Genomic DNA, 25835 nt, shown 5'->3' on the forward strand with positions numbered 1-25835 from the left:
TCACTCTCCCGCATCTACCCGGGGATAGTCTCCGATCGTTACCGGAAGCTTCGCCGCAACGGGAATATTACCGGACAAAATCCCGGCCAACGCCGTCATCATAGCCGGCTTGTTCTCATAAGTGCACAGGTAAGTGGTTGCTTCAGGGGCGATCAGCAAATCGTAAGGCGTTCTTGTGGCTACCCATACGAACGAATAACTGCCATTCGCGGATAGTTCCCGGATCAGTTCGGATTGTTCCGACGAGAAACCCGCGTCATATGAAGCGAACACGACCGTCTTGCTGCCGGCCGTAGCCGCGCGCACGGCTGCCGCCTCTTGCGCGGTCGGCCGGATGCCGATTCTGACTTCTTGAACATCATAACCCGCTTGCTTAAGCGCGGCTCCCAATGTCCATTCCTGCGAAATGACCTCTATGACTTCGGTTCCCACTCTCGCTTCCGTCCAGACGACTACCGTTTTGCCATCGTTGGACAACGGGAGGTTATGACCGCCTTTGACGACGGTGACCGCCGCTTCGCTGAGCTGGCGTTGCACTTGTTCCGCCTTTAGGCGGTCCGTTGCCGGAACGACATTGCGGAACAAACCGCGAGTTTGTTTCAATTCCCAATTTCGCCGCGCTGCCTCTTCTATCCGGGATTCCGGGATCTCCCCGGTCATAACCGCTTCCATTACCGCTTCCAGCGCCGCCTTCTGACGAGCTACCCGATGGCTGACCAAGATCAGATCGGCTCCGGCTTTAATGGCTTCTACCGCGCCTCGCGCGACTCCGATCGTCTCGGCGATGGCGTTCATCTCCAAGCAGTCCGTCACGATCAGCCCTTCGAATCCGAGCTGTTTGCGCAATAGCCCGGTCAAGATCCGTTCGGAAAGGGTCGCGGGAATGTTGCCCGGCTCGAACGCAGGGAACACGACGTGAGCCGTCATGATGGCGTCCGTCCGTTGTTCGATCGCCCGGCGGAACGGCAGCAGTTCTACTTCATTCAATCGATCGACGCCATGGGGAACGAGAGGCAGATCGTAGTGGGAATCTACGGCGGTGTCGCCATGCCCCGGAAAATGCTTGGCGACTGCCGCTACTCCGCCTTCCTGATAGCCGTGAATGGCCGCTAAGCCGATTTCCGCTACGCGCGCGGGATCTTCTCCGTAAGAACGAACGCCGATGACCGGGTTTTGCGGATTATTGTTGACGTCCAAGCACGGAGCGAAGTTCATGTTGATTCCGATCCCGCGCAATTCCGCTCCTGCCCACTTGGCGGATTCGAAGCTCAGTTCCGCGTTGCAAGCCGCGCCTTGCGCCATTGCGCCGGGCATGACGGTCACGCCGTCCTCGAGACGAACGACCATCCCGCCTTCTTGGTCGATCGCGATAAAGAGCGGATCGGCAGACGCCGCCTGAAGCTTGGCCGACAGAGCCTCGACCTGCGAGGCGTTGCGAAGGTTCCGCCGGAAATAAATGATTCCGCCGATCCCGTATTCGGAGATCAGATTCATGATCTCTTTCGTCGGCTCCAAACCGTCGAACCCGCACATAAAGAGCTGCCCGATCTTTTCCTTAAGGTCAAGCTGCTCGAATTTTCTGTTCCATGCCATTATTCTCTCTCCTCATTGTCCCTCTTCATTTATGCTTCGGGATTCGCCCATGCCGGAGGCTCCGCTCCGGATTGATTCTGTTGCCGTTCGCGATATTCCGACGGAAGCATTCCCGTGTATTTGCTGAACACTCTAGTGAAATAGCGTCTTTCCGAGTAGCCGACCATCTGCCCGACCAACGTAACGCTCTTGTCGCTTAGCGCGAGAAGAGATTTCGCCATTTCCATTCTTTGTTTGGTCACGTACTCCACGAACGTTTCCCCGAAGTGCTGCTTGAATAGAAGGCTGAAATAGCTGCCGCTTATCCCCAAATAATCGGCGAGCAAATCAATGCTAAGCTCCGACGACAAATTCCGTTCGATATAATCTCTCGCGGACAGCATGAGAACGTCGCTCGTCTTCTTCTTCATAACGCTCTCTATCGATTGATCCACGAGCCGGTTAATGACCATTAGCGTCTCGCGTATGCCTTGATGCTGATCGATCTGACTCCAAATCGCGATTTCCTCTTCCCGGTTGATCACTTCCATCGCCCGCATCTCCCTTAAGAGGTGGATGCACAAGTAATGAACGATCGGCGCCACCCGCTCGAATGAAGCTTCCGGAAGCGAACGGAAGCTCTCGTTCAGTTCTTTCAACGCGGTTTCCGTCCGGCGTCGGTCGCATCGCTTCAGGCCGGTAACCATTTCTTCGATCCGATCCCAGAGCTGCTGCGACGTATCCGCGTTCCCTCTCGCCTTCTCCGACACGATGACTTTCGCATTGGAGGCCGAGGACAGATTCAACGAACGCTGCAAGCTCTTATAAGTTTTGGCAAGCTGTTTCAAGCTAACTTCCGACGGGTGGAGAGCGATTCGTATGTTCAGCTTAAGATAGCTTTCCACCGCGTGGCGCAGCTTCTCCCCCCACGTCAAGCATTGCTCGCGATCATAGAGATCCGGAGGAATTCGCTCGATCAGCACGCACCATTCTCCGCTGCGTACCTGAAGAACGGAATGCGGCACCTCGAAGTTCGTCAAGTTTTCCTGCAAAATATTTTGTATCGCGAAGTTCCACAGCTTGCGTTCCTTGTCGTCCCACGTGCGTTCGCGCTTCGAATAATCCGCGACATCCACCAGCATCATCGCGAATGCCAGATTGTCTCCGTCGGCTTCGTCAAGCTTCAGGAAAGGGCGGCTTGCGGTTCCGCCAAGGTCGATGATCCGATCGTAGAGCACCTTCTCGTAAGCCAGGTGGAAAACCTGTTTCCATTCTTGCTGCATGGAATGCTGTTCCATGCTTCTTTCCCGAACGCCTATCGCCAACCGTTTGATCGTTTCCGTAAGCTCCTCGTAGTCGATCGGCTTCAGAATATAATCTTTTACCTCATAACGAATGACCGAGCGTACATAGCTGAAATCTTGATAACCGGTCATCATGATCACTTCGGCTTGCGTATCGAACTCGCGCAGCGCGCCCAGAAACTCGATACCGTCCATAACCGGCATGCGAATATCGCACAAGATCAGATGAGGGCGCATAGATTTAGCCAGTTCGACAGCCTGCTCGCCGTTACGGGCCGTACCGACCAATTCGATATCGAGAGAATCCCAAGGGATAACCGCGGTCAGGTTTTTCAAAATATTCACTTCGTCATCTACCAATAGCGCTTTAAGTCTCATTAGGAGTCACTCCCCCGGTGTTTGCGGTATCAAGCATTTAATGACTGTTCCATGTCCGGGCGCGCTGCACAGAATAATGCCGTATCCTTGTCCGTAATGGATGCGCAACCGGTCGGCTACGTTACCTACCCCAAGCCCGCGGCGTTCCCCGGTTTCCGGGGATTCCTCGTACATTTCCTGCAGCGTCGTCATCCCCCTGGTCGCGAATAGCGCCAATTGGCGATCGGAAATGCCGATTCCGTTGTCTTCTACGTAGAAAGCGATATTACGGCCTTCTTCTTGAACTCTAATATGAATTTTCCCCATGTATTCGATTCCTTCGAATCCATGCTGGATGCTGTTCTCTACTAGAGGCTGAAGCGTCAGCTTCAGGATGGATTCGTTCAAGAGCTCTTTTGGTACGTCGATCGTGTAGTCGAACAGATCCTCGAACCGGTATTTCTGAATTTCCAGGTAACTCATCAGATGCTCCAATTCCTGCTCGATCGTAATTTCTTCCTTCTGCTGAATGCTGATCCGGAATATGTTCGCGAGCCGTTGAACCATCTTGCTCACTTTGCGGCCTTCGTTCTGAACCGCCAAAATGTTAATGGACTCAAGAGCATTGAATAAGAAATGCGGTTTGATTTGGGCTTGAAGAAGCATCATCTCCGCCTTGCGTTTGCGGGACTGCTCCTCTTTCACGTCGTCCAGCAGCTCCTCCACTCTCGTAACCAAGCTGTTAAAGCCCCGCGCCAGAGCCGTCGTTTCGTCTTTCCCTAAGATCGTTACGCGCGTCGTAAGATCGCCCCGCTCCACTTGGCGCATCGCCCTGACGACGCGAATGATGAACGTAACCGTTCTGCGAACGAACATCAGATTAAAAACGAGCGCCAGAGCCAAAGAAATCGTAGTCACGACGACCATCCAACGCAGGACGATCACCATATCCCCGGACAAATACTGCCACGACGTCACCATGACGAGTTTCCAATCTCCCACGCCCAAACGCTGCAATTGCAAGTCTTGGACGGAGACGAAGCTTTTGTTTCCGTCGAACGATAAGGTTTTGCTCTGCGGCTGATTGCTCGTCATGTCGATTCCTTTGACCGTATCGACGTACTTCGAGATGTGTTGGCCTTCCGCAACCGTTTCGTTATCGAAAATAATGTTGCCGTTGCCGGCTACGATAAGAAAACGCCGGTCTATTTTTCCCTGGCTGCTATAAAAACTGAATATGCGGCTTAACTCGCTCATCTGGAAACGAGTGACGAGAATCCCTTTGCTCTTCAACGAGTCGATGTCGAGCAGCACCCGTATTTGCGTAAACAAATTGTTCTCGCCCGTCAGCTTCACGTCTTCGTTGGGACCGATCCATACGGGAGCTCCGTTTTTCTTAAGAACTTCTTGATAGATAGGGCTGCTCTCAAGATCTTCGCGGGAGAGCGGCATATCCTTCGTGAAATTGACGGTCACTTGTTGGTTATCGTTGCGGTAATGCGTGACGGATTTTATTCCGGGGTAAGTGAGCAGCATCCTTTGACGAAGCTTCTCTTTCTCCAGCAATTGAACATAATCGGGGGCGCGGGACGCATCGCCAGTAACCTCCGGATTTCCTTCGTTCGGGTCGATCGTTTGCTCCGCGGCCTCCACGCTATCCTCCGTCGTTACCCAAAAGTCGGAGAAGTAGTTGGCTTCCTTGATCATGTTGTTGATGTTTCGGCCGATCGCTTTGAGCGTCACTTCCGTCTGCTCCGCGTATTTCTCCTGAGTCACTTTCTGGAACACGAGATAGGAAACGGAACCCAACACGAACAAAGGAACGATGATAAACGCTAAAAACGCGGCAAAAATCCGTTTGCTCAAACTCATCTGAAGATGCCCGTCCTCTCGGGTAAAGTAATCTCATTATAGCAGGAGGAGACCTGATCGGCTTGAGCGAATGAAAGTTCCGCTTCCTTCATTATAAAATCCGAACGCCTCGCCTATTAGTCGCCATTCCCATTATGGGGGGATAAAAATAAACAAAAAGCAACCCCGGCCCGTTAATTCTCGGGTCGAGGTTGCCGAACGCTTCGCTATGGTTTGTAAATCCCGATTATACGACGATCGCGTCTTTGCGGAACGCCTTCACTTTGTTCATCAGGGCTTTCACGCGCTCGATGTCGACATGGTTCTCGAATACGCCGTCGTATTTGAACGTCGTTCCGACTACGGCGCCGTCGGCCACGGACAGCTGGCGTTCCACGTTCTCCAAGCGGATTCCGGTATTGGCGAGCACGACCGTTCCGTTCGCCGTTTTCTTAACGCGCTGCAGGATTTGATCGTCCGTTTCCGCGCCGGCCGTCAATCCCGATACGCAGAGCGCATCCGGACGGTTGTTGAACACCGTTGATTTGACGATGCTCTCGATCTCGCGATCGGCTACGTATTTGGCAGCCTCGGGCACGATATTGAACAATAGCTTTACGTTGTCCGCGCCGATGCGGTGCTGATGGCGGATCGTCTCTCCTACGTTCGTATTCCATAAGCCGAAGTCGCTGGCGTAGACGCCCGTGAAAATTTCCCGAACGAATTTCGCTCCGGTAGCTACCGCGAGATCAAGCGATTTTTTGGCGTCCCACAGAACGTTAACTCCGAACGGAATTTGGATAAGCGGCATAAGCTCTCCGATAATGCGCGCCATCGAAGCTACGGTTTCGGTTTTGACGTCGGTCAGATAGGGCAGGCTGAACTCGTTGGAGAACATGACGGCGTCGACGCCGCCTTCTTGAAGCGCGAGGAAATCTTTCTTGGCCATCTCGATGACGTGATCCATTCCCTTGTCGGCGTCAAAATGCGGATCGCCTGGCAATGGAAGCAAATGGCACATGGCGATAATTGCCTTTTCCGTTCCGATGACTTCTTTTAACCATGTCATTCCAATCACTCCTATGATGTAAGATCTGTATATGTTTATCTAGGTTGAGGCTTTCCTCTGCTGACTCTTACGAACAAGGTGCTGATTAGCAAAATGACGAGAAGCAGCAAGTAGGACATAGCCGAGGAGTACCCCGTGTTCAGGAAGGTATAAGCTTGCTTGTAAATGTGATAGCTGATGACTTCCGTCGTAGTTCCCGGTCCGCCTTTCGTCAGTACGTAGATGAGGTCGTAAGTCTTGATGGCGGTTATGACGCGGAAAAGGACGGCCACGACGATCGTTTCTTTCATCAGCGGCAAAGTAACGTGCAGGAAAGTTTGAAATCTGCCGGCCCCATCGATGGTAGCCGCTTCATATGGCTCGCCGGGCAACGATACCAGCCCTGCGAGCAGCAACAAGATCATGAACGGCAACTGATGCCAAATGTCCACCAGGACGACGGTCATCATGGCAAGCTTGGCGTCTCCCAGCCATGCCTGCCCTTCTACTCCGATCAAACCGAGCAGGTAGTTGACGATTCCCAGATCAGGGTGCAGAAGCAGCCTCCAGATAAGACCGACGGCGACGGGGGTGATCAGCATCGGCACAATGATGATCGTAAAGAAGATCTTTTTGCCCCGCTTGATCCGATTAAGCAGCAACGCGACGGCCAATCCGAAAAGAAACTCCAGCGTGACCACGATAACCGTAAAGACGATCGTATTCCAACCCGAATCAATGAAATACGTATCCTTGAACGCTTTGATATAGTTATCCAATCCGATGAACTCTCCAAACCCCTGTCTCTTCAAAGACGCGTTCGTAAAGCTCATGATCAGCGAGTATATCAACGGATAGATGACCGTCACGCCGAGCACGATCAAGGAAGGAACGAAAAAGATCAGAAATTGCTTGCGTTTTACCGAAAACATCGGCCAACCACCTCCTTCCCGGGATCAATTTATGATTCCTCGCTCTTATTCCAGTTCGGAAATTTCTTTGGCGACGGTATCCAACGCCTTCTGGGAGGATTTGCCTCCCGACACCGCCTCGGACAGCTCGCGTCCTAGAATCTCGATCAACTGCGGCGCTTGCGGAATAATCGGAATCATATGCGAGTCGTTGATGATTTTTTGCACTTTTACGTAATGAGGATATTGTCCCAACACGTCGCTGTCCGCGAACACGTCGTTTCTCGTCGGGGAACCGCCGGCCAAGGCGCGTTCCTTGGCGATGTCGAACGATTCGACCCAGTTGAGGAATTTCCAAGAAGCTTCCTTATCCTCGGCGTTTTTCGGAATTGCCCAGCCCCAGCCTCCGTTAAGGGAAACGCCGCCGGGAACTTCCGCTACGTCGACCTTGCCCGCGACCTTCGATTCGTTCTCGTCTTGCAGCTTGTTCAGCATCCAGTTGTAAGTAATGAACGAAGCCGCGTTGCCTTGCGCGAAAACGTTAAACGCCTCGTCGAAGCCGAATCCGGCAGCGCCTTTCGGTGCCGCGTTCTTCATGTTGTCGATGTACAAGTCTAGCGACTTCGCGGCATTCGCGTCGTTGATTCTCGCGGAACCGTCCGCGTTGAAAAATTCGCCGCCGGAGCTGAACAAGTAGTTGAGCCACTCGACGCTGATCGGATCCGGGCGAAGGCCCATCATGACGGCGCCGTACATGGAATCGCCTTTTTCCTTCGTTATAAACTTGCTGATGTTTACGTACTCTTCCAGATTATCCGGAAGTTTCAGTTCGCGACCGAACTCGGCTTGGTACTTGGCTTTCAGATCCGTATCGTTGAAGACGTCCGTACGATAGACCAATGACATGGCGTAATTATAGAAAGGAAGCATGTACGTCGTGCCATCTACTTGTCCTACCATATCCCACATCGATTTCGAGTAGACGCTCGTATCGAACTTATCGCGGGTAATGAAGGAATCGAGCGGCTCAAGCCAGCCCGCGTCCGTGAATTCCCCGACCCAATAGTTGTCGACGACGATGATATCGTAACTGCTGGTCGCATTCAGCAATTGCGGAACGAGTTTCTCGTGCATGGATGCATAGTTGACGGCTTCGATGTTGACTTTAATGCCCGATTCCGCGGTGAACTTATCGACCACCCGCTTGACGAAATCGGTATCCGGCACGGACTCCATCAGAATGTTGAGTTCTTTCTTGCCGCTGCCGGCTGCGCCGGGGCTTTCGGATGTTTCCTTGTTGTTTCCCGATGCGCACGCGGAAAGTATCGACAGTACGAGCATAATTGCCATTAGCACTAATCCATGTTTCTTCATCTGTTAGATCCTCCTTATTTGACAGAGCCCATTGTCATGCCGTTGACCAGGTATTTCTGTATAAACAAAGACAGGACTACGACGGGAAGAATGATGATTACCGTCGCCGCGCACAGCTGGGCGATCATAACGCCTTGTTGGGTTTCCATATTGGCGATCGCCACCGGAAGCGTGCGCGCTCCGGTGCCCGTAAGCACCAAAGCAAAAAGAAACTCGTTCCATGCCATGAGGAAGCTGAGAATGCCCGCCGCCATGATCCCTGGCGCCGCAAGCGGCAGAACCACTCTCGTGAACGCCTGCATTTTCGTGCAGCCGTCGATTTCGCATGCTTCGTCCAGGTCTTTCGGTATTCCTTCGAAGAACCCTATCAAAAGCCAGATCATGTAGGGCAAACTAAAGGATAAATAAGTCACGATAAGCGCCAGCCAAGAATCCAGCAAATCAAGCTTCTTGATCATCATGAAAATTGGAATGACCATAACGATTGGCGGAAGCATTTGGGTTCCCAGTATGGCAATCCGCAAAAAGTTGCCGCCTTTCACTTGCCGCGCGATCCAGTAAGCCGCCATTGCCCCGAGAAACACGGCAATGATCGTCGAAACCAGCGAAACGACCATACTGTTCAAGAAGTAGCTCCCGAACGGGTTATCGGAGAAGATCGCGCGATAATTGTCCAACGTCGGCTCTACGAACCATTTCGGGGGAATCTGATACGCAATCGCTTTGGTCGTAAACGAAGTCCGAACGATCCAAAGAATGGGCAGCAGAAAAATAAGGGCGACTACCGTAAGCGCGGCGTAGGTTAGACCGTTCAGCAGCCTTTCGCTCTGTCTTGCGTTCATTTGATGTCACCTCCCCCGCTAAAACTCAATTTCCTCTAATGAAGAGATAATCTTGGACGCATAAGGCGACATCTTCGCCTTCATCCCTTCGTCGTCGGGAATACCGATTCCGATGCTGCCCGCCTCATATGCCATCTGCACGTCGACATAGGAATCTCCGAGCATAAGCAACTTGCCGGCCGGAACCCCCAGGATGTCCGAAGCACGATGCAGCATATCAGGACTCGGCTTGCCTTTCTTTACGTCTGCCGGCGTGATTATGAAGGAGAGAGAATCCGCGCGATCATAGGCGTCGACCGAAATCCGCGTCCGTTCCGCATCGTCGGAGGTGGCGATTCCATACGGAATTCCGGCTTCCCGCAGCCTGCGGAAAATATCGGGAAAGCCGGGTTTCGGGAGCAGTACTTTGCGCACGTCGAATCTCTCGTCGGAACGCTTAAAAGCTGCCGCCGCCTCATTACGGCACCAACCCCACTCCGAACCGGTGGCGTCGTGCAGCAACGCCGCCGTAACGGTGGCTTCTTCCTGAGGGGAAGCGATCGCGAAGATCCCGTTCGGATCGATATCCGCGACCTTGCCTTCTTCTAGTCGGACGCCGAACAAGCGGCACCATTCCTCGACCGGGAACCGATCGATCTCGGCCAAAGTCGCGATACGAACGTCCCCCAGCCCTTTCCAGAAATGCAACGAATCAAAGAGCAGCCCGTCTTTGTCGAAAACTACGCCATCGATGTCATATTCATCCGTGCCTACTCTTATCTTCGTCAACCCAATCCCGCCCCTCCGGTTACGTCCATCGCCTCGCCGCTAATGAACTCGGCTTCCGGCGATGCGAGAAATCCGACCGCTCTGGCGACGTCTTCCGCGGTACACAACCTGCCGAGCGGCGTGTTGCGGATATACTCGTCCTTGACTTCTTCGGGCGTCATGCCGCGAAGCGAAGCTTCCCACTCCAGCTCGCGTTCTTGCATGCTGGTCTTAACGTATCCCGGGCACACGCAGTTGACGGTAATTTTATCGGCGGCCAGTTCCATTGCCGCGCTCTTCGTGAAGCCGATAACCGCCCATTTGGAAGCCGCGTAATGCGCCAGAAGAGGAACGCCGCGTTTGCCCGCCATGGAGGCGGTATTCACGATCTTGCCTCCCCCTCTGCTCCTCATGACGGGAATAATCGCCTGGGTGCAGAAGAACATGCCTTTAATGTTGACGTCGAAGTTGAAGTCCCACTCTTTTTCCGTCAGCTTCTCGATCGTGTTCATCGTGGAAACTCCGGCATTGTTGACGAGAATATCGATCCCCCCGTATTGGGCCGCCGTTTCCCCGAACACTCGAATGACTTCTTCCTTGTCGGTTACGTCGAGCTTCATAGCCGAGTGAGCCGGCGATCGCGGCTCCAACTGCGCCACCGTGCTTTCCGCGGCTTCCGCGCGCATGTCCGTCACGACGACCGTGGCTCCCAAGGAAGCGAGCTTGATCGCGATGCTTTGGCCGATTCCGGCTCCGCCCCCCGTAACAAGAGCGATTTGGTTCCGCAATGGATAGTAGGTCATGCTGTGGTTTCCCCCTTAGTAAAGTGACTTCAAGGACTCGAACGACGGCTTTAACTGCCGATATAAGTCCCGGTAAATCCGATACGATTTATCGTAAACGTCCGAATGGGACGGTATCGGCGAGAAATCCCGATAATCTTGCAGGAAGCCGTGAATGTCCGACCAATCGTCGAACAACCCGGCGGTCATGCCTGCCACGAACGCGACGCCTAGCGCCGATCCGGGATGGGACGGAAAAGACCGTATATCGCATTTCAGCACGTCTGCGGCGATCTGGCACCAGAACTTGCTCTTCGCGCCTCCATTGGTCGCGAACACTTTGTTCGGACGATAACCATGGGATTCAAGGATTTCGACATGGTGCCTGAAGCCGTATATGACAGCTTCGAGGATGGCCCGGAAAATATGTCCGCGTCCATGGGACAACGTAAGACCGAACATGACGCCTCTCGCTTCCGGATCGAAGATCGGGGTTTTCTCTCCCAGAAAATAAGGAAGGATTACCAAACCGTCCGCTCCGGGCTTCACCTGGAGCGCGGCCTCGTCCAGCTCTCTGAAAATATCGTCGTTCTCGGTACGGAGCAAATCTTTGATATACCATTTCACGAGCGAGCCGCTAGCCGCCATGCAGCCGTTCAGCAAGTAACGTCCCGGCACGACGTGATAGTCGAAAAACAACTCCGGCACCGTCACGATATCATTGGTGCAGTAGAGAATATCTCCGGCGCCTCCGAATTTGATCAACAGATCCCCTTCGTCCACGATGCCCGCAGCGAGCGTGGAAGCGACATGGTCGGCCGAACCCGCGATAACCGGAATACCCGCCGGAAGTCCCGTCAGCCCGGCCGCCTCTTCCGACACGGTCCCGACGATGTCGGCCGAAGCCCGAACGTCCGGGAACAAGTCGGGATCCACATTGAATCCTGTAAGTTGATCTGTCAGCCATACGCCTTCGCGAATGTCGTACAAACCGCTTTCGACCGCCCAATTGGCTTCGATGGAATATTGCCCGGTTAATTTATAGGTGACATAGTCGTAGGATCCGAAGATCGTCGCCGTCTTGCTCCAGACATCCGGTTCGTTCGCCTTTACCCATAACAACCTTGGCAGTACATGCTGCTGATTCGTATATCCGCCCGTTAAGCGATAAAGCGAGTCTTGATCGAGGGTTTTCTTTAACCAATCGATTTCTTTGCCGGAACGCGCGTCGTTCTGTTGAATCGAGCGCCGCAACGGATTCCCTTCCGAGTCGAGCAATACGATGGCCGGCACCATGCCGCTGACGCCGATCGCTTCGATCCCCGCTGCCGCTTGGGGAACCTCTTGCAACATCCGCTCGATCACAAGCAACGTGTTGCTCCACCAATCATCCGTGTTCTCCTCCGCCCACCCGATCCGTTCGGAATACAGATCGTGCGGAGAGCTTGTCTCGTAGACGATCCGCCCATCGCGCGAGATCAGGATGGCTTTGACGGATGTTGTACCGATGTCGATCCCTAAAGAGTAGCGACTCACAATCCATCCTCCTTCAATTCGTTGTTATTGAACATGAAATGGAACATGCATGTAAGATAACCTAACTCTAATATCAATCCGTGATCTGAATATATCATAAGCTTACATTACGGTCAATAAAAATCTAATTACGATCACAATTAATCACCATATGATCATTTACTGATCAAAGTGTAGTAAAGAACTCTTTATTTGAACGCAAAAAAAAGACGGCTTTCGCCGTCTTTGTCTGGCCTATCCGGCCAACGCCCTCATTCTATTTCCTTATACGAAAGTCCATTTGCCTCGGAACGGAATTTGCTCATGCATAGAATTCGGATCTTCATTCGTTACGATTTCGTCAATTTCGTCGAACTCGCAGATCTTAACAAGCGAAGTTACGCCGATCTTCGTCTTGTCGACCAAGGCGACTACGTGCTTGGAGCGTTCGAGGAACGCCCGTTTGATCTCGGCTTCTTCCAGGTTGAAATCGGTCGGCCCGTTATCTTTGGAAAGTCCGGCCATCCCCATGAAGAAGCGATCGAAATGAAATTTCATGATCGTGTCGCGAGTAATCGATCCGACGAGCGACATCTCCGTCTTGCGAAGATTGCCGCCTACCAGATACAAATTAACGTTGCTCTGGGAGAGGATGTTGGCCGCTTGGAAGGAAAACGTGAACACGGTTACGTTGTTCTTCCGAAGCAGCTCCCTGGCAAGCTCCGTAACCGTCGTTCCGATGTCGAGAGCGATCACTTCCCCTTCGCACACTTGGTCCGCGGCATAAGCCGCGATTCTTTGCTTCAAGTCGGAATTTTGCTTCATCCTCTGATTGAATAGAGGCTCGATTCCGAGGCCGGGGAGAAACGCCCACCCCCGCTTGCGAACGAGCAACCCTTTTTGCTCCATGTCCACGAGATCCCGCCGTACCGTCACTTCGGACATCTTCAAATGCGTAGCAAGCTGTTGGACTGACGAAGGCGATTGCTTGTGAAGAAGCTCTAGGATGTCTTTTTCACGTGCGTTGTTCACATTCGACCCTCCTTTTATCACAAACATAACAAATGATCATATTTTGATCATTGCCTATTGTATCTAATTCCCTAACTTTAAGCAATAGGATACGTCGGAAGCGATCAAAAGACAGTTGACACAATTCTATCGGAATGGTACCATCTTCTTCCTTTCGCTTTTTATTCCATGCAGGAGGACAAATCATTGATAACCGTTAGCGGAATTAGCAAGACATTTAAAGTAGCGAAAAGAACCTCGGGGGTACGGAGCGCGGCTAAAGCGTTGTTCCGCAGGGAGTATACGGAAGTCGCCGCGTTACGCGACATTTCGTTCTCTATCCGGCAAGGCGAAATCGTCGGTTATATCGGACCGAACGGAGCAGGGAAATCGACGACGATCAAAGTCATGAGCGGCATCCTCGTTCCCGACTCCGGCACGTGCGATATTATGGGCTACACGCCCTGGCTGGACCGCGTGGCGTACGTGAAAAACATAGGCGTCGTGTTCGGGCAGCGATCCCAACTCTGGTGGGACGTGCCGGTCATCGACTCCTTCGATCTGTTACGGGATATCTACGATGTGCCGGAAGCGGAATATCGAAGCAATCTCATGCTTCTCACCGAAACGTTGGACCTCGGGGACATTCTTCGAACTCCCGTGCGGCAACTGAGTCTCGGTCAACGGATGCGCTGCGAAATCGCGGCTTCGCTCCTGCACGGTCCCAGCATCCTTTTCCTCGACGAACCTACGATCGGACTGGACGCCGTCTCCAAGCTCGCGGTCAGGCAGTTCATTACCCGGATCAACCAGGAAAAGGGCGTCACGATCATCTTGACTACCCACGATATGAACGATATCGAAGCGCTAGCCCAGAGAATTATCCTGATCGGCAAGGGTTCCCTCCTGTACGATGGAGACATTCATGCTTTGCGCGAAAGATACGCCGATCAATCCCCTTCCGAGCCTGCGCCTACCGTGGAAGAGATCCTCGTACGGATGTACAAGGAGTACCAGATCTCATGAGGGCATACTTTTCCGTTTTTCGCCTTCGCCTCGCCAACGGCCTTCAGTATCGCACCGCCGCGCTTGCTGGAATCGCGACGCAGTTTTTCTGGGGTTTCATCATCATCATGGTGTTCGAGGCTTTCTATAGCCAAGCGTCCGTCGCGCCGCCGATCTCGCTGCCGCAGCTCATTGCTTACGTGTGGCTCCAACAAGCCTTCCTCTCGTTCATAATGCTTTGGTTCAGGGATAACGAGTTGTTCAAGTTGATTACTTCCGGCAACATCGCCTATGAGTTATGCCGTCCGACCGGCATTTACGGGTTTTGGTACGCCAAGCTGCTCGCTCAGAGATTATCCAGCGCCGCGCTTCGTTGCTCGCCCATTCTCGTCGTAGCCCTATTCTTGCCTCGCCCCTATCGCTTATCGCTGCCCGTTGACGTAACCGCAGCCGGGTTATTCGTCGTTACTCTTCTTCTCGGCCTTCTCATTCTCGTAGCCATCTCGATGCTCATTTACATTTCGACATTCGTCACGATGTCCGCGGCCGGTTCATTGCTCATGTTCGGAGTCATCGGCGAATTTCTCGCGGGTATGGTCATTCCGATTCCGCTAATGCCCGATTGGCTGCAAACGATCGTCAACGTCCTGCCTTTCCGGTTAACGGCGGACTTCCCGTTCCGCGTATACTCGGGGCATATACCGGCCGAAGAAGCGATGGCCTTCATCCCTCTCCAGCTGATATGGCTTGCAGGACTAGTGATGATCGGCCGCTTCGCGATGGGCAAAGCTTTGCGAAGAGTCGTCATCCAAGGAGGATAGCGCGCATATGAAACTATTCGGCAAATATTTGCTTATCTTGTTCAAATCGCAGATGCAGTATCGGACTTCGTTCTGGCTGCTCTCGTTCGGCCAATTCTTCATTCCGTTCTCGGTCTTCGCGGGACTGTACTTTATGTTCGACCGATTCGGCCAACTCAGAGGCTGGGACTTCTACGAAGTCGCTCTCGCCTTCGGGGTCATCCATATGGCTTTCGCGATCAGCGAATGCTTCGCGCGCGGCTTTGACATGTTCTCTAGCTTAGTCGTAAACGGTGAATTCGACCGATTGCTCGTTCGCCCGCGAAGCACCGTGCTTCAGGTGCTTGGCTCCAAGTTCGAATTTACCCGGGTCGGAAGGCTGCTGCAAAGCGCTCTTGTGCTCGCCTGGGCGATCGGTCACATTCAGGTCGAATGGTCGGTTATGAAGGTTCTCACGTTACTGTTCATGATCGCCAGCGGCGTGTTTATTTTCTCCGGCATCTTCATTCTGACGGCGACGATGTGCTTCTGGACCGTTCAAGGCTTGGAGCTCGCCAACATCTTCACGGACGGCGGCAGGGAAATGGCTCAATATCCGTTGAACATCTATCAGAAATGGGTGACCCGCTTCTTCACGTACGTGATCCCGTTCGGTTGCGTCAATTACTTGCCCTTGTTGTACATCTTGGGCAAGACGTCGGGAAATCCGGTTCCTTATATGCTGGCTCCGTTAGCAGGCTTGCTCTTCCTCGTTCCGTGTTTGCTCGTTTGGCGGATCGGCGTGCGCCATTACCGTTCGACCGGATCTTAAGCATCCGGTTCCAGCAACCCCATCTCGATGCAAATGTTAATCGACAACCTCTTAGTCTCAGACGGAAAGCGAATCTCCACGCTATCCCCAAGGATCAGGACGATGTCCCCGCTGCCGAACACGCGATGCCGCACTCTTTTGCCGACTGCGAATTGAGCCGGCTCCCTGATCGCATTCTGGTTGTACGGGACGGATGGGAGAGACCGGCGAGCTCGCTTCGCAGCGGAATCGCCCGGGCTCTTGCCCGGAATTTCCTTGGGAGGATTCTGAATGAATCGTACGTCCGTCACAAATGGCGAGATCTTCGTTTGTTCTCCGTCCCTGGACTTGTAGGACAGCAGCTCCAGCTCTTGTTTGGCACGGGTCATCCCGACATAGAAGAGTCGAACCGCTTCCTCCATTCCGTCCGGCTCATCCTTCTCGAACTTCTTAATATCGTCATTGGAAGGCAGTATGCCCTCGACCAAGTCCACCATGTAGACCGTATCGAACTCCAATCCTTTGGCGCTATGGAGAGTAGACAAAGTAACCGCGCTTCCGTTCTTGTTCGATTTGGAATCTTTCATGCTTTGCTCTAGGAATTTCAACCGTTTGGCGAATTCCTCCATCGTCTCCAGAGACTCCGCGATTTCCTCCAGCGTATTCAGGATCCCGATCAAGTACTCCTTGCGGAACCCTAGCCGCTCGCACATTTTTTCGATGGCTTTGTCGTATCCGAGCTTGTCCCGGATCGTTTGAATCGCGGCGAGCGGCTTAGCGCCCTGCATCCTGGCGAACGTTTCTTTTCCCGCTTCCAGCTGCTTGATCTGATACTCCTGCAGAGGAACGTGATTAAGCAATCGATCGAAAACCGACTGGTCCGTATCCGCGCTTAGCTCCGCCAACATGACCATTTGCCGTTTCGTAATATAGCCGTTGAACTTCGTATGGATTTTCTCCAAAATATCCGGACGCTTATCGTTATAGGTCATTCGCATAAAATTCAAAATATCCTCGACGACCCAATGGGAGAAAAAACGGTTATCCCCATCCTTCATGTAAAAAGGAATTCCCGCCCGATCCAAAGCGTTCATCAGCATAATGGAAGAGGAATTGTTGCGGTATAGCACGGCCACTTCGTTCAGATCGTCGTTGTCCGATATTTTCTCCACGACGTACTTCGCTTGATATTTGTAATCGGGAAGCTCCGTGATCGTAATCGGCTTGCTCTCCGGGTTTCGCGTGAACATGTTTTTGTCGTAGCGGTTTTTGTTCCGTTTAATGAACCGGTTTGCTACGTCCACGATATTGCGTGAAGAGCGGTAATTTTGTTCCATTTTCAGAATGGACGCCATAGGGTACGCTTGCTTGAAATCGAGCAAATAGCGGGGTTCCGCCGCCCGCCACGTGTAAATCGATTGATCGTCGTCGGCGACGACGTACAGGTTGCCATGGCTTTTGACTAGTTTCTCCACGATCGCATGCTGGACAAGCGACGTATCCTGGCTTTCGTCCGTCAGCACGTAGTCATAGCGAAGCTGGAACTTCTTCAGGATATCCGGTTCAAGCGTCAACGTATCGTTCGCGATCGTCAGCATATCGTCGTAATCCACCAGCAATTGAGGCGCACCGGACTGCTTGAACTTCTCGTACTCCTTGTAAATCGTCTCCGCTTTCGGCACGTCGCATTTGGCTAAAGACAATTGGCTCGGAGAAATAAGCTTGTTCTTAATGAAGCTAATATAACTCGTCAACTCTTCCATCTGGTCGTCGGTAGGGAAATCCCCGTTTAATCTTTTATAGATGTCCCGTAAAATCTTGGTTTTGTTCCACTGCTCGTTGTCTGCGTCGGCCGCGCCTTCGATCATGCGGTAGGAAACCCTTTTCGCGTGAAAAAGCTCTCTTACGACCTCGAAGGCCAGGCTATGAATGGTGGAAAAGTCGGGCATTTGTCGGCGCAGCCCCGGAAAAAAGCGATCAAACCGCTCCTTCATATCCTTAGCCGATGCCCTGCTGAACGTTATCGCCTTAATGCGAGACGGCCGCACTCCTTTCGACTCGATCAAATACCCGATCCGCATGATCAGCGTCGTCGTTTTTCCCGAGCCCGGAGAAGCCAGCAACAATAAAGCGCCATCCGCGTAAGATGCGGCTTGCCGCTGCACCTCGTTTAAGACAACCCCCGTTTCGGTTTCTTTGCGCGTAAAATAGTCCATGTCCAGCTGAAGTGTCATCCTTGCGTTTCCTTTCGCTTGCCTGAAATAAAAAAACACATTCACCGGGACGAATGTGCGGGAAATGACGTCATGTTCGGATAGGATATGATTTCAGAACGTCCAGCGCATACGCGATAAGCGGCGCAAACGACTGAACGTCCGGTTGGACGAATAACGGTACGACCTGAGCTTCCGCGATATCCGTTACGGCTTGATTAGGCTTTCGAACGACTGCGGCTATTACGTTAGGCAGCTCGAAGAGATCAACATCCTCTTCGGTTCGGAGAAGCACGATCTTAGGATAAGGCGCGGTCTTAAAGCCTTCTATAACGATAAACTGGGCGAACTTCGCCTCCATGCGGGCGACCAGCTGTTCGACCGGCGTCGATTGCTCGTGAACCCATGCCGTGCGGGACGGGGAAGTAATCGCGGTGAGAAAAGCGCCCGCTTGGCGATGCTGCCAGGTGTCTTTGCCCGCGAGTTCCGGCTCGAAATCATGCGCGTCATGCTTCAAAGTGCCGACCCGAATCCCTTGCCCGGCAAGCTCGCGGACGAATTCGCACGATAGCGTCGTTTTCCCCGCGTTTTTGTAACCGACGATCTGTACGATCCGCATGATTCGCTCCCTCTTCTCTATGCCGTTTTCCGTTATTTCAACCGCAAAGCCGTTACGAGGCGTCCCTTTTCCAAACCTTCCTTGAGAGGGGGGATGACGATCAGACAGTCGGCGTCCACGATCGTCGTCATCAGACTCGACTTGTCGTCGCCGGTAGGCGTTACCCAAACGGTCCCGTCGCGCAGCTCCGTTCGCGCTCGGATGTATCGGCGATACGCGTTTACTTTAAGGAAGTCCTCGGCTAGATAGGCCGCGAAGCTCGGAGTCGCTTGCACGGGCTCTCGCAGCATAGCTCTTAAAGCCGGAGCGGCGAACAAGTGGAAACCGACGAAGCAAGCTCCGGGATTGCCCGAAAGCGCAAGAAGCAGCTTGCCGTTCATGATGGCGGCGCTTGTCGGACTGCCGGGCCGCATGGCGATTTTGTTGAATAGCAGCTCCGCCTCAGGAGAGGCAAGAACGTCGACCATCACGTCGTAATCCCCGACGGATACGCCCCCGGAAGTAAGCAACATGTCGCACGTTTGCAAGCCATGGCGAACGAGCGCTTGCGCCGCATCCACGTCGTCGGGAACTTTGCCGAGCATGACGGGCTCCGCGCCGAATTCCCTGACCAATGCCGCGAGCATCGGAGCGTTGCTGTTGCGAATTTTGGCTGGGGCCAGCGGCTCGTCCACTTCGAGCAATTCGCTGCCGGTAGAGAGTATGGCGACCCGCGGCTTCTTCGACACGAGTACTTCGGCATGCCCGCATGACGCAAGAAGAGCCGTCTCTCCCGCTCCGACGACTTTGCCTTCGGGCAACAGCAGAACGCCTTGTTCGATTTCGCAGCCGATATCCGCCAGATTCGTACCTTTGGGGATGCTTTTGCCGATTTGAACATAAGACTCCCCATCCCTCGTATGAGCAGAGGTCATCTCCAGCATGACGACGGCATCCGCGCCTTCCGGCACCATCCCTCCCGTCATGATTCTGGTCGCTTGACCCGGACGAACGGCAACCTGCGGTTCTACCCCGCTCGGCAACGATTCCATTACCCGGAGTTCCGCAGGATCGGCGACGGTCGCCCGATCCAAATCGGCCACGCGAACGGCATAGCCGTCCATCCCCGACCTGCGAAACGGGGGAAATGGATGAGGCGCGACAAGGGCTTCGCCTAGTCGTCGCCCCCACGCATCGGCTAGCGGCGTTCGCTCGACCGGAAGCGGCCGAATACGTTCAAGGATAAGCTTCTGAGCTTCTTCCGGCTGCAAAGCTGTGCGGCGAAATCGGTCGAGACTATCAACGGACTGCATGAAGGATGTAGCTCCTTTATCTCTCCCCGGAAATCAGGAGGTTCGCTTTCGCATGTTGCTCGGGAGTATCAATATCGTCCGTAAAAGCCAAGGAAAGGCCATTATCGGCAAAACAATGCTCCTCTACCCTGCACCAATTCAGTTGATCGAGCAAAGCGAGAAATTTGCGTTCTCCGGATGCCAGCAGCTTCTCCGCAACGGCGCCAACCTCCTTGCGGTAGATAGCGTGCAACGGCTGAGGCCTTCCACCGATGAGCGGCAACGCCGCTTGGCTTGCTTCGCTTGCCATACGTTCCAGCAAAAACTCGGCAGCCGACAGATCGAGAAAAGGCTGGTCGCAGCCTAGAACCCAGGCGCAAGATCGGGTAGACGCTAGGAGACCGGCATGGAGACCAGCCAACGGGCCCTCCCCCTTGTATGCATCGGGGACGACGCGGATATCCGAATGTTGCCGCAGATACCCTTCAAGCCGCTCGTCGTCGGATACGACAACGATCTCGTCCGTCCATTGTCTGACCGCCTTAAGCTGTCGCTCGATAATCGTCTCCCTGCCGACGAGGAGCAACGCTTTGTTCACGCCGCCCATTCGCCGCCCCTGTCCTCCGGCCAAAATAACCGCCGATCTGTCCATGGCGTTGCCTCCCTCCGTCGATTAGGACTCTGCTGCGACATGTTACCCACCCGCACGACGGAATAGATTTGCTCAACATTGTCACAGCCGTACATCAGAATAAGAGTAACCTTACTTTCGTTAAGACGATGCCATAACGCTATTCTAGGAACTTTCATTCGATGGATGTCACTAGAGTGATGGCGTAACGCTATGCGAGATTTCGACAGTTGACGAATCGCTTCCCAAGTATCAATTCCTTTATTTTATCCCCACGTCATGTTCCATGACAACCCTTGCTTCCTCTTTAACAACCGAGAATTTCTTCCGCGGCTTGTTTCCCTTGGGCTACGCAGTCCGGCAAGCCGACGCCGCCGAAAGCCGCGCCCGTCGCAAATACGCCGGGGAGCCGTTCGCTCAACCCTTGGCGGAACGATGCGATTGCGTCCACATGTCCAACCGGATACTGCGGCATGGAATGGCGCAATCTCGTAATTTCAACGAATTCGGGCGTAGCCGTTAGCCCCATGAGATCCTGCAAATCCCGCTGGACGACTCCCGCCAATACCGCATCGTTCAATTCGACGCCTTTCTCGTCGCCGGCTCGTCCGACGTAACAGCGAATAAGGCGTTTGCCGTTCGGCGCGGTATGCAGCCACTTGGCCGATGTCCACGTGCTTGCCGTGATCTGCCTATGCTCGCCGCGCGGAATAAGAAATCCCGAGCCGTCGAGGTTATGTTTAAACCCGGCCTCGTCATAGGCAAGCACGACGTTAGCTACGGAAATATACCGAATGTTCGTCATCGCGGATACATCGACATGCGGACTAAGCAATTCCGCCGTTCCGTATGCCGGCAAAGTAAACAGAACTTCATCCGCTTCAACGAACGAGCCATCGGCCAGTTGAAGGCGATAACCTTCTTCTCGCTCAGGCGAAATGCGCTCAAGCGATTCGGCTTGCGCTCCTAATCTAATGATGCAGCCTTCGGCAATGAGACGAGATTCAAGCGCTTCGATGACGGTAGACAAACCGTTGCGGAACGTCAAAAATACGGATGGCGGCAAGACCGTCTCTCCGGCATTTGCTCCTACGCCCGCTCCCTCTTGCGCATCCGCCTCCGTCTTCGCCCTTGCTTTAGCGGCGGCAAGCTGAGCTTCCCGAGTACCGGCGATTAAGCTGCCGTGCTCTCCGACCATCTGCTTGAACTGAGGAAAGGTCGCCTGCAGTCCCAAATGATACAGGTCGCCCGCATGAATGCCGGCGAGCAAAGGCTCGAAAATCCGTTCGACCATCTCTTTGCCCATGCGGCGTTCAAGGAACCGTCCGACCGTTTCGTCGCCGGCCAAGTCCCCGGCAGGAATGTCCAAATCTTCGAGGGCCCGCATCTTGCCTTCTTCGGATACGAGATCCGTTCGCATGAATTTTTCCCGATCGGAAGGGATACCGAGCGTTAACCCTTCGGGCATCGGATGAAGCCGGCCGTCCATGGAAATATACGTTTTCTTGGCTTGCGGGTTCGTCCCCGTCAGATCCCCGTCGATTCCGAGCTCTCTGGCTAGTTCGATCATCGGAAGTTTGCGGGCCAGGAAGGAATCCGGGCCTCGTTCGATAACGAAGCCGTCTTTGCGCAGCGTATTCACCATGCCGCCGAGGCGGTCGGAACCTTCGATCACCGTAACTTCAAGCTTCTCCCCGCGCTCTTTAGCAAGCTTAAGTAAATAAAAGGCGGCGCTAAGGCCGGTCATACCGCCGCCTAGCACCGCCACCCGGCGAACTTGTCGAGCCATCAATTCGTCCTCCCGTTCGCCAAGCCGATCACCGTATCCGCCATAGCGGCCAAATATTGAGGGTCATCGTTCAGCATGCGAATTCTCTCTAACCGAATATTGCGTTCTTCCGCGAATTTCCGGGCTTCGATGTCGATATCGTACAGCACTTCCAGATGGTCCGAAACGAACCCGACGGGCGTCACGAGAACCGACTTCACTCCTTCGGAGCTCAGTCGCTCCAACGTCTCGAGAATATCCGGCCCGAGCCACGGCTGTCCGGTCTGTCCGGCGCTCTGCCAAGTAAATTGCCACTTCTCCACGCCTGCCGCTTGCGCGACCGCGGCCGAAGTCGCCAGCAGTTGATCCGCGTAGGGATCGTTCATTTCCAGGATTTTCGCCGGGAGGCTGTGCGCGCTGAACAAAACCAGCGCGTCCTCGCGCAAGTCTCCTAACCGTTCTAACCCGTCCTTGACCCGCTTGCTCAAAGCCTCGATGAGCTCCGGATGCAAATGATACTCCTGAACCGCTTTAAAAGCGATTCCGCGTTTCTCCGCTTCCTCTTGCGCCCGTTTCATGTATCCGCCGACGCTCATAACGGAATATTGAGGCGTAAGCACGATACCTATTGCCTCTGTAATCCCGTCCGCCGCCATCGCCGCTACGCCGTCCTCGATAAAAGGAGCCGCATGCTTCAAGCCTTGGTAACAAACGTAGGCTCCTTGGCCGGCCAAGCCGTCCAACGTGCGTTGCAGGGCCGCCACTTGCCCGTTCGTGTTCTCGCGCAACGGAAACACGCCGCCTACGATCGCCTGATAGCGACTCGTAAGATCTTCAAGCTGTTCCGCGGAAGGAGGATGGCCTCTGCGAATATGCGTGTAATAAGCTTCGATACCTTCCAGGCTCTCCGGCGTTCCGTAGGACATCACAAGAACCCCGATTGCCTTTTTGACCGTCTCGCTCATGAGCTCACTCCTGCCGCAAGCTGCCGCTCGCTATATAGATGAATGAAATCCGTTAAATCCCGCAGTTTATCCAATGAAGCTTCGGGGAACAATCCATGTCCAAGGTTAAAAATAAAGCCAGGCTCCTTCATGCCTTCGTCAAGCAATCTGCGGGCATGCTCGTGAATGACTTCGGACGGAGCGGTCAGCACGTACGGATCGAGATTTCCTTGAATCGCGAATTTGTTGCCGATGCGTCTTCTTCCCTCGGATAGAGGAACCCGCCAATCCAAACCGATGACGTTTGCCTTTAAGCCGGCAAGGTGCGGAAGCAACTCTCCCGAGCTGACGCCGGGGAAGTAAATTTTCGGAACGTCGAGATCGGACAGACTCGCGAAAATGCCTTCCACGTGCGGAAGCACGAACTCCTTGAAGTCGTGAGGAGCAAGAGAGCCTACCCAGCTATCGAATAACTGTATCGCTTTCGCTCCCGACGAAATATGCGCGCGCAAATAAATCGCCGCCATGTCCGCCAGCTTGCCCATCAATCGGTGCCAGACTTTCGGCTCGCTGTACATAAGCGCCTTCGTCCGGATATAAGATTTGCTTGGACGCCCCTCGATGATATAGCTGGCTAGCGTAAACGGCGCGCCGGCAAACGAGATAAGCGGAACTTTCAGCTCGCGGTCCAAAATCTTAATCGTTTCCAGCACATGAGATAGATCGCGCTCCACGTCGATCGGGGTCAGACGGTCAATGTCGCTCTCGCTGCGCACGGGATTATGAATGACCGGCCCGACGTCCTTGACGATGTCGAAGTCGATTCCGATGGAAGCTACCGGATTCATAATGTCGGAATACAGGATTGCCGCGTCGACTCCGAGCTTCCGAATAGGCATTAAAGTCACTTCCGCCGCCAGCTCCGGCTGCTTGCAAATTTCCAGCAAGGAGTATTTTTCTTTTATTTTACGATAATCGGGATCGTATCGTCCGGCTTGGCGCATGTACCATACCGGCACGCGTTCAACCGCTTCGCCGCGGCAAGCTCGTAAAAATAGATCGTTCGTCATTTAGGTTTGCCTCTTTTATGTAACAGATTGGCTTTCAATGCTTTCATTATGCCCCTTTTGCACCGCCCGAACAACCTCGCAGGCCTCGTCGAGTATGACAATAGTTTGACAATGCTGTTATTAGGCACCCGATTAGCCTATGATATACTAGCCATACATAAGCAAGTTAGAGGAAAGGAGCAGCCGATGCAACGTTGGAAAATTAATCTGATCGTACTTATGTGCGGAAACTTTCTCGTTATGGCGGGGATGACGATGATCATGCCCTTCCTTTCGTTATATTTGCAGCAAGATCTTGGATTAACCGACAAGCATGAGATCGGGGTATGGGCGGGCGTTATTTTCGCGGCCAACTTTATTACCTCTTTTATATTTCAACCCTTGTGGGGCAAGCTGTCGGACAAATACGGACGTAAAATGATGCTTCTGCGTTCGGGATTCGGAATGTCGATCGTCATGGTTCTGATGGGATTTGCGACCGCCCCCTGGCATTTGCTGGCGCTAAGAATGCTGAACGGAGTAATCTCCGGTTTTACGCCGGCCGCGGTGTCCCTCGTATCGGCCACGACGCCCAAAGATCGAATGGGTTTCGCGATGGGCACTTTGCAATCGGGAGGAACCGCAGGAACGATTCTCGGTCCGTTCATCGGGGGATTGTTGGCAGACAATTTCGGTTTTCGCCCTATCTTCTATATTACGGGTACCCTGTTGTTTCTTGCCTCCGCCATCTCTTGGCTGCTCGTTCAGGAAAACTTCGATCGGACCGCGGCGGCGCTCAAAAAGCAAATGAGCGTAATCAAAGGATTTCGCGATCTCATGGTCATCCGGCAACTGCCGGTATTGCTAACGGTAACTTTCCTGATCCAATTCGCGATGCTTAGCCCGATGCCGCTTATCCCGCTTTACGTGCAGGATCTGCACGGCACGACCGAGAACCTTGCCTTCTACGCCGGGTTCGTAGGGTCGGTAACCGGAATTTCCAATATGATCTGCGCTCCGCTGCTCGGACGGTTAAGCGACAGGATCGGAGCTTCGCGAATTCTGCTAATTTCGCTGGCGGGAGCTGCGGTCATGCTTATTCCTCAAGCTTTCGTGGGCTCCGTAGGGCAGCTTCTCGTATGCCGGTTTCTGCTCGGCTGCTTTATGGGCGGACTCATTCCGACCGTGAACTCCCTAGTGCGACGCTATACGCCCGACGGCATGGAAAGCCGCGCGTTCGGCTTCAATAGCAGCGCTCTCAGCCTCGGCAATATGATGGGGCCGGTCATGGGCGGAGCATTATCGGGATTCATCGGAATCGAAGGATTGTTTATCCTGTCCGGCGCTTTGCTGTTTATGACTTGCATATGGGCTACGCGCGCTTTGCGAATCAGGCAAAAGTCCGCATAACGAAGGGAGCGGCCAATAACC

At 53.6% G+C, this 25835-nt stretch carries 22 protein-coding genes; 4 read left to right on the forward strand and 18 right to left on the reverse strand.

Going from position 1 to position 25835, the window contains the following annotated elements:
- The 11 genes from nagZ to FPL14_RS04705 all read right to left on the reverse strand — a co-directional run bounded on the left by nagZ (position 1) and on the right by FPL14_RS04705 (position 13335).
- Positions 1-1593, reverse strand: coding sequence for a beta-N-acetylhexosaminidase (gene nagZ / locus FPL14_RS04655; protein ID WP_182301922.1), 1593 nt, complete (start codon positions 1591-1593; stop codon positions 1-3).
- 29 nt (positions 1594-1622) lie between these two features.
- The gene (locus tag FPL14_RS04660; RefSeq protein WP_182301923.1) at positions 1623-3254 is read right to left on the reverse strand and encodes a response regulator; all 1632 of its coding nucleotides are present in this window, start codon (positions 3252-3254) and stop codon (positions 1623-1625) included.
- Between the two features lie 6 nt (positions 3255-3260).
- Positions 3261-5105, reverse strand: coding sequence for a cache domain-containing sensor histidine kinase (locus tag FPL14_RS04665; protein WP_182301924.1), 1845 nt, complete (start codon positions 5103-5105; stop codon positions 3261-3263).
- Positions 5106-5331: 226 nt separating this feature from the next.
- Positions 5332-6153 (reverse strand): BtpA/SgcQ family protein, encoded by an 822-nt coding sequence (locus FPL14_RS04670; RefSeq protein WP_182301925.1) that lies wholly within the window; start codon positions 6151-6153, stop codon positions 5332-5334.
- Between the two features lie 35 nt (positions 6154-6188).
- Positions 6189-7064 (reverse strand): carbohydrate ABC transporter permease, encoded by an 876-nt coding sequence (locus FPL14_RS04675; RefSeq protein WP_182301926.1) that lies wholly within the window; start codon positions 7062-7064, stop codon positions 6189-6191.
- 45 nt (positions 7065-7109) lie between these two features.
- A complete protein-coding gene (locus FPL14_RS04680) occupies positions 7110-8417 on the reverse strand; it encodes an ABC transporter substrate-binding protein (protein WP_220471212.1) in 1308 nt (435 codons plus the stop codon).
- A gap of 14 nt (positions 8418-8431) precedes the next feature.
- Positions 8432-9259, reverse strand: coding sequence for a carbohydrate ABC transporter permease (locus FPL14_RS04685; RefSeq protein ID WP_182301927.1), 828 nt, complete (start codon positions 9257-9259; stop codon positions 8432-8434).
- A gap of 18 nt (positions 9260-9277) precedes the next feature.
- The gene (locus FPL14_RS04690; protein WP_182301928.1) at positions 9278-10027 is read right to left on the reverse strand and encodes an HAD family hydrolase; all 750 of its coding nucleotides are present in this window, start codon (positions 10025-10027) and stop codon (positions 9278-9280) included.
- The gene (locus FPL14_RS04695) at positions 10024-10809 is read right to left on the reverse strand and encodes an SDR family NAD(P)-dependent oxidoreductase (protein WP_182301929.1); all 786 of its coding nucleotides are present in this window, start codon (positions 10807-10809) and stop codon (positions 10024-10026) included. Before FPL14_RS04695 ends, FPL14_RS04690 begins: the two co-directional genes overlap by 4 nt.
- Positions 10810-10824: 15 nt before the next feature.
- Entirely contained in the window at positions 10825-12324 is a 1500-nt protein-coding gene (locus tag FPL14_RS04700; RefSeq protein WP_220471213.1) for an FGGY-family carbohydrate kinase, read from the reverse strand.
- A 264-nt stretch (positions 12325-12588) separates the two neighbouring features.
- On the reverse strand, positions 12589-13335 hold the full coding sequence (locus FPL14_RS04705) for a DeoR/GlpR family DNA-binding transcription regulator (protein WP_182301930.1): 747 nt from the start codon (positions 13333-13335) through the stop codon (positions 12589-12591).
- A gap of 186 nt (positions 13336-13521) precedes the next feature.
- Between FPL14_RS04705 and FPL14_RS04710 the strand changes: the two genes are divergently transcribed.
- Genes FPL14_RS04710 through FPL14_RS04720 form a run of 3 tightly spaced genes read left to right on the forward strand, consistent with a single transcriptional unit; the run spans position 13522 to position 15930 of the window.
- A complete protein-coding gene (locus FPL14_RS04710; RefSeq protein WP_182301931.1) occupies positions 13522-14340 on the forward strand; it encodes an ABC transporter ATP-binding protein in 819 nt (272 codons plus the stop codon).
- Positions 14337-15140 (forward strand): ABC transporter permease, encoded by an 804-nt coding sequence (locus FPL14_RS04715; RefSeq protein WP_182301932.1) that lies wholly within the window; start codon positions 14337-14339, stop codon positions 15138-15140. The genes FPL14_RS04710 and FPL14_RS04715 overlap by 4 nt, the downstream gene beginning before the upstream one ends.
- 7 nt (positions 15141-15147) lie before the next feature.
- Complete coding sequence (locus tag FPL14_RS04720) at positions 15148-15930, forward strand: ABC transporter permease (RefSeq protein ID WP_182301933.1); 783 nt, start codon at positions 15148-15150, stop codon at positions 15928-15930.
- On the opposite strand, the gene FPL14_RS04725 is transcribed toward FPL14_RS04720, so the two are convergent.
- The 7 genes from FPL14_RS04725 to hemE all read right to left on the reverse strand — a co-directional run bounded on the left by FPL14_RS04725 (position 15927) and on the right by hemE (position 24425).
- A complete protein-coding gene (locus FPL14_RS04725) occupies positions 15927-18143 on the reverse strand; it encodes an ATP-dependent helicase (RefSeq protein ID WP_182301934.1) in 2217 nt (738 codons plus the stop codon). The genes FPL14_RS04720 and FPL14_RS04725 overlap by 4 nt on opposite strands.
- Positions 18144-18213: 70 nt before the next feature.
- The gene (gene mobB / locus FPL14_RS04730; RefSeq protein ID WP_182301935.1) at positions 18214-18741 is read right to left on the reverse strand and encodes a molybdopterin-guanine dinucleotide biosynthesis protein B; all 528 of its coding nucleotides are present in this window, start codon (positions 18739-18741) and stop codon (positions 18214-18216) included.
- A 32-nt stretch (positions 18742-18773) separates the two neighbouring features.
- Positions 18774-20033, reverse strand: coding sequence for a molybdopterin molybdotransferase MoeA (locus FPL14_RS04735; protein WP_182301936.1), 1260 nt, complete (start codon positions 20031-20033; stop codon positions 18774-18776).
- Positions 20034-20049: 16 nt separating this feature from the next.
- On the reverse strand, positions 20050-20664 hold the full coding sequence (gene mobA / locus FPL14_RS04740; RefSeq protein ID WP_182301937.1) for a molybdenum cofactor guanylyltransferase: 615 nt from the start codon (positions 20662-20664) through the stop codon (positions 20050-20052).
- A 286-nt stretch (positions 20665-20950) separates the two neighbouring features.
- Positions 20951-22432, reverse strand: a complete 1482-nt coding sequence (gene hemG, locus FPL14_RS04745) for a protoporphyrinogen oxidase (protein WP_182301938.1) — start codon at positions 22430-22432, stop codon at positions 20951-20953.
- The gene (gene hemH, locus FPL14_RS04750; protein ID WP_182301939.1) at positions 22432-23376 is read right to left on the reverse strand and encodes a ferrochelatase; all 945 of its coding nucleotides are present in this window, start codon (positions 23374-23376) and stop codon (positions 22432-22434) included. Before hemH ends, hemG begins: the two co-directional genes overlap by 1 nt.
- Entirely contained in the window at positions 23373-24425 is a 1053-nt protein-coding gene (hemE, locus tag FPL14_RS04755; protein WP_182301940.1) for a uroporphyrinogen decarboxylase, read from the reverse strand. The genes hemH and hemE overlap by 4 nt, the downstream gene beginning before the upstream one ends.
- Positions 24426-24611: 186 nt before the next feature.
- Between hemE and FPL14_RS04760 the strand changes: the two genes are divergently transcribed.
- Entirely contained in the window at positions 24612-25814 is a 1203-nt protein-coding gene (locus FPL14_RS04760) for an MFS transporter (RefSeq protein WP_182301941.1), read from the forward strand.
- Positions 25815-25835 lie beyond the last annotated feature (21 nt).

It is taken from the genome of Cohnella cholangitidis, from assembly GCF_014107495.1.
In the GTDB taxonomy this organism is placed as follows: domain Bacteria; phylum Bacillota; class Bacilli; order Paenibacillales; family Paenibacillaceae; genus Cohnella; species Cohnella cholangitidis.

Bases quoted from the DNA above. Each gene is read 5' to 3' on its own strand.
- nagZ (WP_182301922.1), bottom strand. From the start codon at position 1,593: ATGGCATGGAACAGAAAATTCGAGCAGCTTGACCTTAAGGAAAAGATC.
- FPL14_RS04660 (WP_182301923.1), bottom strand. From the start codon at position 3,254: ATGAGACTTAAAGCGCTATTGGTAGATGACGAAGTGAATATTTTGAAA.
- FPL14_RS04665 (WP_182301924.1), bottom strand. From the start codon at position 5,105: ATGAGTTTGAGCAAACGGATTTTTGCCGCGTTTTTAGCGTTTATCATC.
- FPL14_RS04670 (WP_182301925.1), bottom strand. From the start codon at position 6,153: ATGACATGGTTAAAAGAAGTCATCGGAACGGAAAAGGCAATTATCGCC.
- FPL14_RS04675 (WP_182301926.1), bottom strand. From the start codon at position 7,064: ATGTTTTCGGTAAAACGCAAGCAATTTCTGATCTTTTTCGTTCCTTCC.
- FPL14_RS04680 (WP_220471212.1), bottom strand. From the start codon at position 8,417: ATGAAGAAACATGGATTAGTGCTAATGGCAATTATGCTCGTACTGTCG.
- FPL14_RS04685 (WP_182301927.1), bottom strand. From the start codon at position 9,259: ATGAACGCAAGACAGAGCGAAAGGCTGCTGAACGGTCTAACCTACGCC.
- FPL14_RS04695 (WP_182301929.1), bottom strand. From the start codon at position 10,809: ATGACCTACTATCCATTGCGGAACCAAATCGCTCTTGTTACGGGGGGC.
- FPL14_RS04715 (WP_182301932.1), top strand. From the start codon at position 14,337: ATGAGGGCATACTTTTCCGTTTTTCGCCTTCGCCTCGCCAACGGCCTT.
- FPL14_RS04720 (WP_182301933.1), top strand. From the start codon at position 15,148: ATGAAACTATTCGGCAAATATTTGCTTATCTTGTTCAAATCGCAGATG.
- FPL14_RS04725 (WP_182301934.1), bottom strand. From the start codon at position 18,143: ATGACACTTCAGCTGGACATGGACTATTTTACGCGCAAAGAAACCGAA.
- mobB (WP_182301935.1), bottom strand. From the start codon at position 18,741: ATGCGGATCGTACAGATCGTCGGTTACAAAAACGCGGGGAAAACGACG.
- FPL14_RS04735 (WP_182301936.1), bottom strand. From the start codon at position 20,033: ATGCAGTCCGTTGATAGTCTCGACCGATTTCGCCGCACAGCTTTGCAG.
- mobA (WP_182301937.1), bottom strand. From the start codon at position 20,664: ATGGACAGATCGGCGGTTATTTTGGCCGGAGGACAGGGGCGGCGAATG.
- hemG (WP_182301938.1), bottom strand. From the start codon at position 22,432: ATGGCTCGACAAGTTCGCCGGGTGGCGGTGCTAGGCGGCGGTATGACC.
- hemH (WP_182301939.1), bottom strand. From the start codon at position 23,376: ATGAGCGAGACGGTCAAAAAGGCAATCGGGGTTCTTGTGATGTCCTAC.
- hemE (WP_182301940.1), bottom strand. From the start codon at position 24,425: ATGACGAACGATCTATTTTTACGAGCTTGCCGCGGCGAAGCGGTTGAA.
- FPL14_RS04760 (WP_182301941.1), top strand. From the start codon at position 24,612: ATGCAACGTTGGAAAATTAATCTGATCGTACTTATGTGCGGAAACTTT.